Source organism: Vibrio sp. 378 (assembly GCF_033339435.1).
The window spans coordinates 1-610 of sequence record NZ_JAWOUO010000774.1 but is presented as its reverse complement, the minus strand read 5'-3'; the positions used below and the strand labels follow the sequence as shown (position 1 = coordinate 610).

Genomic DNA, 610 nt, shown 5'->3' with positions numbered 1-610 from the left:
CATTGGTTATGCACCCGCAGTGGTTGTGGTTCCGGAAGAGTTGGGGATTACAACTCTTGAAGAAGCTGCACAATTACCATTCATCATGTTAGAAATCATCGGCTGGAAAGAGAAAGAGCAGCTTGCCAAGCGCGCAATGGAGAGTCACGGTATGGTGATTAACCGAATTGCAGCGTTAGATAATGTCAGCAGCGTGTTGAAGCTAATTAAGCAAAAGAGTGCGGCAACGGTGTTACTTGAGTATCAAGCGCCAATAGAAGGGTACAACTTTATACGAGTACCGGAATCTTACTACCCGAATGGTTGGCCCAAGATTGTGGTGCAAATGAAACAAAGTCACCGGCATGATGCAATGCACCAGCTGTTAACTGGCGCCATTGCAAAATACATGAGTGCTTAATTCTCAGTGCTTAGCGGCAAAACTGAATGTTTTCTGACTGAGGGATAGTATGCAGCAGCTCAATCAATGAGTCTGCGTGGTACTTCTTCAAGATACGTGTTTTGTAGGTACTGATCGTTTTAGCGCTCAGTGAAAGCTGCTCAGAAATCTTCTTATTTGAGTAGCCTTGCGCTAAGTAATGGAACACCATAGCTTCGCGGTTTGATAGCG

Annotated in this window: 1 protein-coding gene and 1 pseudogene; one reads left to right on the top strand and one right to left on the bottom strand. The window is 45.1% G+C overall.

What is annotated here, in order from left to right:
- A pseudogene (locus tag R7Q48_RS28785) lies at window positions 1-400 on the top strand (LysR family transcriptional regulator); the annotation flags it as partial.
- Between the two features lie 10 nt (window positions 401-410).
- Here R7Q48_RS28785 and R7Q48_RS28780 read toward each other — a convergent pair.
- Window positions 411-610 (bottom strand): response regulator transcription factor (locus tag R7Q48_RS28780; RefSeq protein ID WP_318133754.1); only part of this gene is annotated, 200 nt, incomplete at its 5' end.